11 protein-coding genes are annotated in these 8,275 nt (G+C 48.9%); 4 read left to right on the top strand and 7 right to left on the bottom strand.

Annotation, left to right across the window (positions count from 1 at the left end):
• The 3 genes from ACZOTW_RS04025 to ACZOTW_RS04015 all read right to left on the bottom strand — a co-directional run.
• Positions 1 to 323, bottom strand: a 323-nt coding sequence (locus tag ACZOTW_RS04025; RefSeq protein ID WP_483997555.1) for a hypothetical protein, incomplete at its 3' end; no start/stop codon positions are given.
• Positions 324 to 616: 293 nt separating this feature from the next.
• Positions 617 to 757, bottom strand: coding sequence for a hypothetical protein (locus ACZOTW_RS04020; RefSeq protein ID WP_428057227.1), 141 nt, complete (start codon positions 755 to 757; stop codon positions 617 to 619).
• Positions 754 to 951, bottom strand: a complete 198-nt coding sequence (locus ACZOTW_RS04015) for a helix-turn-helix transcriptional regulator (protein WP_428057229.1) — start codon at positions 949 to 951, stop codon at positions 754 to 756. The genes ACZOTW_RS04020 and ACZOTW_RS04015 overlap by 4 nt, the downstream gene beginning before the upstream one ends.
• A 387-nt stretch (positions 952 to 1,338) precedes the next feature.
• On the opposite strand from ACZOTW_RS04015, the gene ACZOTW_RS04010 reads away from it, so the two are divergent.
• Genes ACZOTW_RS04010 through ACZOTW_RS03995 form a run of 4 tightly spaced genes read left to right on the top strand, consistent with a single transcriptional unit; the run spans position 1,339 to position 3,584 of the window.
• The gene (locus ACZOTW_RS04010; protein ID WP_483997554.1) at positions 1,339 to 1,992 is read left to right on the top strand and encodes a LexA family protein; all 654 of its coding nucleotides are present in this window, start codon (positions 1,339 to 1,341) and stop codon (positions 1,990 to 1,992) included.
• A 2-nt stretch (positions 1,993 to 1,994) separates the two neighbouring features.
• Complete coding sequence (locus ACZOTW_RS04005; protein WP_483997553.1) at positions 1,995 to 2,144, top strand: hypothetical protein; 150 nt, start codon at positions 1,995 to 1,997, stop codon at positions 2,142 to 2,144.
• 9 nt (positions 2,145 to 2,153) lie between these two features.
• Positions 2,154 to 2,570: a hypothetical protein gene (locus ACZOTW_RS04000; protein ID WP_483997552.1), complete on the top strand. Its 417-nt coding sequence runs from the start codon at positions 2,154 to 2,156 to the stop codon at positions 2,568 to 2,570.
• A 3-nt stretch (positions 2,571 to 2,573) separates the two neighbouring features.
• The gene (locus ACZOTW_RS03995; RefSeq protein ID WP_483997551.1) at positions 2,574 to 3,584 is read left to right on the top strand and encodes a tyrosine-type recombinase/integrase; all 1,011 of its coding nucleotides are present in this window, start codon (positions 2,574 to 2,576) and stop codon (positions 3,582 to 3,584) included.
• Positions 3,585 to 3,748: 164 nt separating this feature from the next.
• On the opposite strand, the gene ACZOTW_RS03990 is transcribed toward ACZOTW_RS03995, so the two are convergent.
• From ACZOTW_RS03990 to ACZOTW_RS03975, 4 genes are all read right to left on the bottom strand, one after another.
• Positions 3,749 to 5,269, bottom strand: coding sequence for a glycosyltransferase family 39 protein (locus ACZOTW_RS03990; RefSeq protein ID WP_483997550.1), 1,521 nt, complete (start codon positions 5,267 to 5,269; stop codon positions 3,749 to 3,751).
• A gap of 5 nt (positions 5,270 to 5,274) precedes the next feature.
• Complete coding sequence (locus ACZOTW_RS03985) at positions 5,275 to 5,697, bottom strand: type IV pilin protein (RefSeq protein ID WP_483997549.1); 423 nt, start codon at positions 5,695 to 5,697, stop codon at positions 5,275 to 5,277.
• Positions 5,698 to 5,997: 300 nt separating this feature from the next.
• Positions 5,998 to 7,602 (bottom strand): acyl-CoA carboxylase subunit beta, encoded by a 1,605-nt coding sequence (locus ACZOTW_RS03980; RefSeq protein WP_177745748.1) that lies wholly within the window; start codon positions 7,600 to 7,602, stop codon positions 5,998 to 6,000.
• A 30-nt stretch (positions 7,603 to 7,632) separates the two neighbouring features.
• A complete protein-coding gene (locus ACZOTW_RS03975; protein ID WP_483997548.1) occupies positions 7,633 to 8,271 on the bottom strand; it encodes a 4'-phosphopantetheinyl transferase family protein in 639 nt (212 codons plus the stop codon).
• Positions 8,272 to 8,275 lie beyond the last annotated feature (4 nt).

Genomic DNA, 8,275 nt, shown 5'->3' with positions numbered 1-8,275 from the left:
CCGCCCCAACCGCCGTTATTCTTTTGGTAGGCGCGGACTTGGAAACCTTGGTTCACGAGCGTCATGATGATATTCGGGGCCTGCGCGAAAGTTTCCGCCGGAAAGTTAAGATATAACGTTACCGTCATACCGCTGATTTCCTGTTCCACCGGCACGCTCCAACCCGTCAAAGCCGGAACGCCAAAACTCTGCGCCGCCGGAGCCATAGGCGCGGCGGACGGCATAGGAACAGCCGCCGGAGCCTGCATTTGCTTCATCTGTGCCATCGCACCTTGCAACGCTTGGGCGATAACAGCCTGCATATCTTGGTTTTGTTCTGCCATATATTCTCCTGTTGGTATTTTGAAAACGTCCCGGTAGGGGTGGAAGGCCCTCCCCTCAGTAAGACCTTTTCCCTTAATCGTGCCGCCGGGCCGGCACATGGCCCCATATGGGGCGGGCTGCTCCCTCACTCTGCCGGGTGTGCCAGTGTGTCCACGCCGTCAAGGGTTAAGCCATACTTACTGCTCTGTAAAGAACAACCGGCACAGGGTGTTGGGCCGTCCAACGCTCCGATACGCCGTCGGAGCCGCGGGGCTTGTATTAAGGAGGCGCTTCTGTACCCCCGTTCAAATTGTTAAAACTGTGCGTCAAACGCCGCTCCGGCCAGCACCGCTATCAAAAAGGCTGCCGCTTCACCCACCAGCAAAAGGGAAACAATGCTCCACTCTTCCGGCGTGGTTAAAGTGTGGTAAAAGTTCGCTGCAAATTTCTTCATAAATCCTCCAATTTCACGCCCATATAATTTTCAATGGCTTTCGTGGAAAATACCCATTTTTTAAGGCCTTTCAATTTTATGCCTCCGGGTATCTTGCCCGCTTCCGCCAGGTCGCGTACCCGCCGGTCGCTCAGGCATAAAAGCCCGGCAACATCTTTAAGTGGTAGCGTCTTTTGCTTGTCTTGTTTGGTCATATCTTACCGCCGCAATTTCCTAATCTTTCCTAAACTTGCTTGATTTTGCGCAAGTTATTACATATACTATGAATAGGCATATAAAAAAACGCGCAGACCATTGACCCCCCACAAGGGCGGAAGCTGTTGGCTTCCTGCTGTCTGCGCGTGTGCCGCAACCATAGAGCGTTTTGGCAATCTGGTATGTACTACAAATAAAAAAGCTCTATGGTCTTGCGCTACACTCCCCTTTTTGGGGACCTTCGGTGTTGTGGGCACCGTTGGATTTTTGTACTGCCTCGCTTTCTTGCTTGTTCTTGCTTGTTATATTTTGCACAAGTTTAAGCAAGAAGTCAAGCATTATTTTGGGAAAATTTTATTTTCCGACGATAAAATGGGGTGCAAAATATGGAAACAAAAGAACTTCTAAAACGTGCAAACGGTGGGATTTTGCGCGGTGCGCAGGCAAATCTTGCTCGCAAATTGGGCATTGGAGAGTCTTCTGTCAGCCGCTGGCTAGACGGTAAGGCCAAGCCCAGCGAGCAGTACGTTCTCGCCATATCACGTTTGGTTGGGTGCAGCCCTGCCGACGTGCTTTCTGCCTTTGGCATCAAGGAAAAATCCGACGAGTTCGCTCCGCTGTCTTCGGTGCAGGGTGCACCGCTTACGCCTAATAATACAGTTACGCTGCCTATTTTGGCGGATGTTCCGGCGGGTATGCCGGAATATAGCGAGCGCGACGTGGAGCAGTTTGTTGACTTTCCGCGCTTTCTCTTTCCGGGCGCGGACTACGTCATCCGCTGTATAGGCGATAGTTTAGAACCGAATATTCGCAAGGGCGATTATTGCGTTATCCGCAAAATGAAAGAGCCCTTGGACGGTCGGCCCATGTTCGTACGTACCGAGAACGGCGTTTGCATGAAAATCGTTAAAAAGACAAAGGACGGCGTCCGGCTTGTTTCTTTGAACCCCAAATATAAACCGTTCGTTCCGAGCGAGTTGGAAATCTTCGGCCTTATTATTGGCTATTGGTCGCGCACGGACCGTGAAGTGTGGGGGTAAAAATGAAAGCCGTTAAATGGATTGTTGTTGCTGTGTTTTTGCTGGTCCAAATTTGGATAGCGTGTTCGCTCCACTCTATTGCTCACTACGGTGTGAATGTGTGGGGCCAAATTGACGCAAGTCAAAGCGGGTCTTGGTATATTAGCCGCTAGGAGGTGTATATGAAAAAATATATTTATTTGTTTTGTGCCGCGCTGTTGTGCGGTTGCGCTTCGTTCGGTATGCTTAACAAGGACTTGACGGAATTATCCGGCAGCCGTATTGAAGAAGCGTTTAGTGCGCTTGGATACCCGGACGGCTCTTATCCTGTCGGCGACCAGCTGATTTATGTGTGGGGGACCAGTGGAACCGCTGTTATTCCCACCACGTCGTATAGCAATGTCTATGGAAACGTTGGTATGACGCCCTATTATGGAAATATTACGACGTATCAAAACAGCGTAGTTTCGGCAAATTGTACGATAAAAATCGCCACCGAGAATGGTATGATTCGCGGTTATGATTACAATGGAAATATGCTCGGCTGCGAGCGGTACATAAACGCGCTTCATAGGTATATACGAAACAAAAGGGGGTAGTTTATGGCCCTATACAAAGACAAGCGCACCGGCATGTGGTATGTGTCCTATACGGACCCATCCGGTCGCCGCGTGCGTAAATCGTTAGAAACAAAAAACCGCAACGTCGCCGCTATCAAAGAAGGGGAGTTCCTTACGCGCCGCAAATCTGCCGACACGGTTCGCATGCCGTTTGAGTCATTCTTGGCGCGTTATCGGGCGTTTTTAGCGGCTACCCGCAAGCCGGATACTGCACGGCATTTTGAAATCGGCCTTAAAAAATTGCTGGCCTTCAAGCCCGGCATTGAGTTCTTGGATGAAATCACGCCTGCCGTTTTGGACGAGTGTGCCATTACTTTGAAATCAAAAATAAAAGGGCCGCTGGCTCCGGGGCTAAACCGTGCTATCCGTGCTGTTAAAACCGCCATGCGGCAGGCAGAATTTTGGGACCTTATTCCTCCGCAAAATTGGCGCAAGGTTTCCAAATTCAAGGAGTCCAAGGGGCGCGTGGAATATCACACGCCGGAAGAAATAAAACAAATTCTAAAAATCTTTAATGCCGACTGGCAACTTGTCGTTCTGCTGGGTTGCCGGGCCGGTCTGCGTCGTGGGGAAATTGCCGCGCTCAAATGGGCGGACGTGGATTTTAAGAATAATCAGATTTATGTGGCGCCAAATAAGACCGAAAGGCATCGCTATGTGCCCATAGCGCAAGATTTATTAAAAGCCTTACAAGAGTCCCAAAAACTTGCCACAAAAGGAAGTCCGTATGTGGTTAATGTGGGTGAGGCTCGTAATTCAAAGTATTTTCTAACAGCCTATTACCTAAAAATGACCAAAGAAAAATTACCCTTTAAGTGTGGGCTTCACAAATTGCGGCATACCTTTGCCAGTCATTTGGTACAAGCAGGTGTTGACCTGTACCGCGTAAGTAAATTACTGGGGCACAGTTCTATACAAATGACAGAAATTTATGCCCATCTAGCACCGGCAGATTTACAATCCGCCATTTACCAGTTGCCCAAGATAGGCTAGGCCTAGTTATTTTTTTGTCAGCAAAATTGTCAGCATCCCGTCTAAAACAATATCCCGCCGGGGGTAGTTTATTTATAAACTCCCTGGGTTTACGCCCGGAGTTGTTGCGGGCGAAATGTATGCGGGCCACATATCCGCCGAAGCACTTTTTTACCAAAAAAGTTTTAGTGAGCCAAGTCCGCCCAGTTTAGTTTGCGCTTGTTCCAGGCAGGGTCGGCCGCCACGTTTTTGTCCGAAAGTTGCAGAAAGCAGGAACTTCCCAATTTGCCTTCCAGGGCAATAGCACGGTTCCACTCCTTGGAAACGCGGCTCAGTTTTACGATGTCACAGTTAGGCATCCAAATCAAGGCCCCAGCCCGCCGCTTTAAGGCCTCGTCGCGGGCTTCTTCGTCCAAATGGTATAGTTCCGTCACCCGCGCATTCATACGGTACATTTGGTTGGGGTAAAAGCCGTACATAGCTTCCAATGCCTCCGGTGGAAATGCCTCCACAGCTATTACAAAAAGTTCCTTTTTCGGGGCGTGGTCGCGGTAGAACTGTGCGGAAATGCGCGAGGGAAAATAATGCGAATAAACAAGTAGCCGCCAATTAGACGCCGTCTGCACGCCAATCATTCCCAAATATACGATAAAAATCAGTTTAGCCACCCGGCTGTGCCGCACCACCCGTGCCGCACTGAGTGCCACAAACAAAAACAGTGCCGGCATTATTTCCATAAAATAACGCCCAAACCACAAATAAATTTTAAAGTACAAAAGCCCCACAAACCCAAACACGCCCGCCAGTAAAACCAACAGCAGCAGGAGTTCCCGTTGGAACGGGAAGCGTTTGTGGCGTTTAAAATCTTCGTAATTCCACACCCATCCGGACAACACCAATACGCCCAATACCAAAAACGCCACCGTATACGCAAAAAAGAAGGATATTAAGTTCATCCAAACAAATATCCCGGGGACCTTATCGGCCCACCAGTTTCCGCCAAAGCGGTTTTGCCCCACGTTATACAACAGATTCGGCACGAGCCACGGCAGGAAACAGACAAACACCACGCACGGCAAAAGGAGCGCCCAAGTGATATTTTTGCGGCTATGCAGTGCCTGCACGGCCAAAAGCCCCGACGTAATGCCGAAAAACAGCATCCCAAAATAATGGCTCCACCCCAGTAACACCAACAGTATTCCCCACCATAGCCACAATTTACGCGGCACCACGCGGCCTTTGCGAAGAAGGAGAGAAATTTGCAGAAACAAAAAAGTAATCGGCACCGCAAGCGCCAACATCAGGGCATAGGCCCGCGCATGTTGGGAATAGAATATAACATAAAAATTGCCAGTCAGCAGTGCCATAAACAGCCACCGCGCCGTTTTGCCAAAGCGCCGCGGAAACATACACCACCCCAAAGCCAAGGCCGCCAGCCCGCACACCACGCTAGGTAAGCGGAGCCATATCTCCGGTCCATATGGCCCCACATGGTTATAGGCCCACAATAGCACATTGTGCAACGGGGGATGTACGTCCACCAGCAGACAATGAGTCCAAATCCAAGAAAGAGGAAGCGCCGGGTTAGCCGTTACGGCAGTGAACAATTCGTCGTATTCGTACGGTACGGACAGGAAAGCAAATCTCATAATAACGCCTGCCCCAATAAACAGCAGGCAGGCGCAAACAAAAAGTTTTTTAGACATAATAATTAAAATGGCAAATTACACGAGGCAGCATTGGTTCCAGAATCCGGGTTGCTACATGGCAGTACACTTTTACAAAACTTATGTCCCTTGCATTCATAAACGAGTTGAAGATTTTGACCATAATTTCCACAGCCAACAAACACTGATAGTTCCATTCCAGACAATCCCTTGATAGATTTAAAATTCAAAGTGGGGTACCTCGTATTATTGTATGCATACCAACTTATATTATATGCTGATCCAACACCGCCCCCGGCATCAAAAAACGATTTAGTAAGCGTCCACACTTCAGCCGCGCGGGCTTTGGCTACCGCCTTATTGTACTGGGGTAACGCCACCGACGCCAAAATACCGATAATAAGCACAACCACCAACAATTCAATAAGTGTAAAACCGCCCAAACGGCTCATCGTCACGTTTTTCATAAGACTCCTCTTTTTGTTTTTATGATACATTTTTATTTTAGCAAAAAATTACTCTTTGAACAATAAACTAACAGTTAGGCTGAATTTATTTCAGGACCTATTGTTTGGGTAGTATTCTATTTTATTTAACAACTCGCGCGATAGATTCTGAAACAAGTTTAGGATGACCCCTAATATACACCAATTTCTAAACTCTATGGGCCGACACCCCTTTTAGGATAACGGCAGCGGAAAACACAAAAGTAAAACCCTCTGCAAACAGAACAGAGGGTTTTTATATTGAAGTCGTAAACCGCTTGATTACAGCGGGATATTGCCCTTATGCGGATTTTTACGCGGGTCGCGTTTTCCTCTAAGCACCGCAAAGGCGCGGATAATCTTGCTGCGTGCGTCGGAAGGCTCAATAATCTCGTCAATAGACCCATTAGTCGCCGCCTGATAAGGTGAAGCGAACTTGTCGGAATACTGCTGGGTCATTTTTTGTTTGAGTTCTTCTTTTTTGGCGGGATCTTGCTCGGCCTTTAAATCGCGCGAGTACAAAATTTCCACCGCACCGCGCGGTCCCATTACGGCAATTTCCGCGCTGGGGAACGCAAAGTTGAAATCCCCGCGCAAATATTTGGAGCCCATTGCAATATAGGCGCCGCCGTAGGCTTTGCGCAACACAAGCGTAACTTTGGGGATAGAGGCTTCGGAATACGCATATAATAATTTCGCGCCGTGGCGGATAATACCACCGTGTTCCTGCTGCACCCCGGGGAGATATCCTCCCGTGTCCACCAACGTCAAGAGCGGGATATTAAACGCATTTAAAAAGCGGATAAAGCGCGCGGCCTTGTCGCTCGCATCACTATCTAATGCACCGCCCAGGCAGGCCGGGTTATTGGCCACTACGCCCACCACTTGCCCGCCTAAACGGATAAATCCGGTAACTACGTTCTTGGCAAAGTTTTGGTGAATTTCAAAAAAACCGAAATCGTCTGCCAAGCGCCAAATAACGTGGTGGATGCGGAAAGCCTTTTTGGGGTCCATTTCGCACACACGTTCCAATACGGGAACTTGGCGGGAAGCCAAATCGCTGGTGGTATCCAACGGCGGGTTTTCCTCGCAGTTTTGCGGCAGGAAAGACAGCAATTCACGCACCTGGCGGAAGCAGTCCTGTTCCGATTTGGCGACAAACTGGCAAACGCCGCTCTTTTCGCTGTGCGGACGGGAACCGCCCAATGTATCAAAATCCACTTCTTCGCCGGTGGCCGCTTTTACCGCACCCGGCCCCGTAATGAACATATGGCTGATACCTTCCACCATAAAAATAAAATCGGTAAGTGCCGGAGAATAGGCCGCACCGCCTGCGCAGGGACCCAAAATAACAGAAATCTGCGGAATTACGCCGGAGGCTTTGACGTTGCGGTAAAAAATTTCGCCATAACCGTTTAAACTATCCACACCCTCTTGAATACGGGCACCGCCGGAATCATACAAACCGATAACCGGTATTTTTGCTTCCAAAGCGCGGTCCATTAGCGCGGCAATTTTTTTGGCGTGCGCCAACCCGAGGGAACCGCCCAGTTGCGTAAAGTCCTGCGCAAATAGAGCCACTTCGCGGCCGTTAATGCGGCCAAAGCCTGTAATGACACCGTCGCCTTTGATATGTTTATCTTTAATACCAAAGTCGCTGCAAGAACTTTCCATTAAACTTTTAATTTCTAAAAAACTGTCTTTATCCAGCAGGTAAGAAATGCGTTCGCGGGCGGTCATCTTGCCTTTGTCTTTCTGGGCTTTAATGCGTGCCTCGCCGGCGCCTTGTAGGGCGTCCTGGGAAATTTGTCTAAACTTAACTAAACTGGCCGGAGCGGGCTGGTCCGACGGCTTGTCTAATCTGGGATCTTCAAAAAGTTCAATCATTGCTCCCTCCAAATCTGTCTTCTTTATATTTTACAAAATAACCGGGTTGATTTTCCCTACGGCCTGCGTAAACATAAAACCGGGAACCAACTCCCACGTTTTTATTTCCAAAGCCGGACAACCTAATTTTTCATAGGCAGCCAGCGCTGGTCCATAAAATTCCGCCCCGCCGTTTACATACCGGACGTCATAACTGTTTAGGGAAAGGCCCGTCCCCAATACCTTTACAAGTGCTTCCTTTTGCGTCCACAAGGCCGTTAAAAAGGTATCATCCGTTCCCGTTAATTCCGTAGGATGAAAAAAATCTTTGGCCCAAGCATCTATCCGGTGGGCAATTTTTTCCAAATCTATGCCCAAAAAGGTTCCTTCGCTTGATAAACCGGCTACGGCAAATCCGTGGCTATGCGTAATACTAAACGGTAACAAACAGGGTTTTCCCCCCACAAACAAAAGCGGCTTACCGCTTGTTTGTGGCAAAATTTCTATCTCTTTTTTGGCAGTACCTGTGGCTTGCTGCACCAAGTCCTTTAACGCAAGTCTGCCCCCAAGCCACTCCGTTCGGCGTTTGGGAAAGCGGAGTGTTTTAAAAAACGCGCTTTCCTTCGCGCCCAGGATTTCTTCGGCCGGGGGCAGACAATTTAAATCAACAACTTTTAGTTGGCAGGACATCGCA

It is taken from the genome of Candidatus Avelusimicrobium sp. (assembly GCF_056976295.1).
The sequence above is the reverse complement of the archived record's forward strand: the minus strand, read 5'-3'. Positions and strand labels throughout refer to the sequence as shown.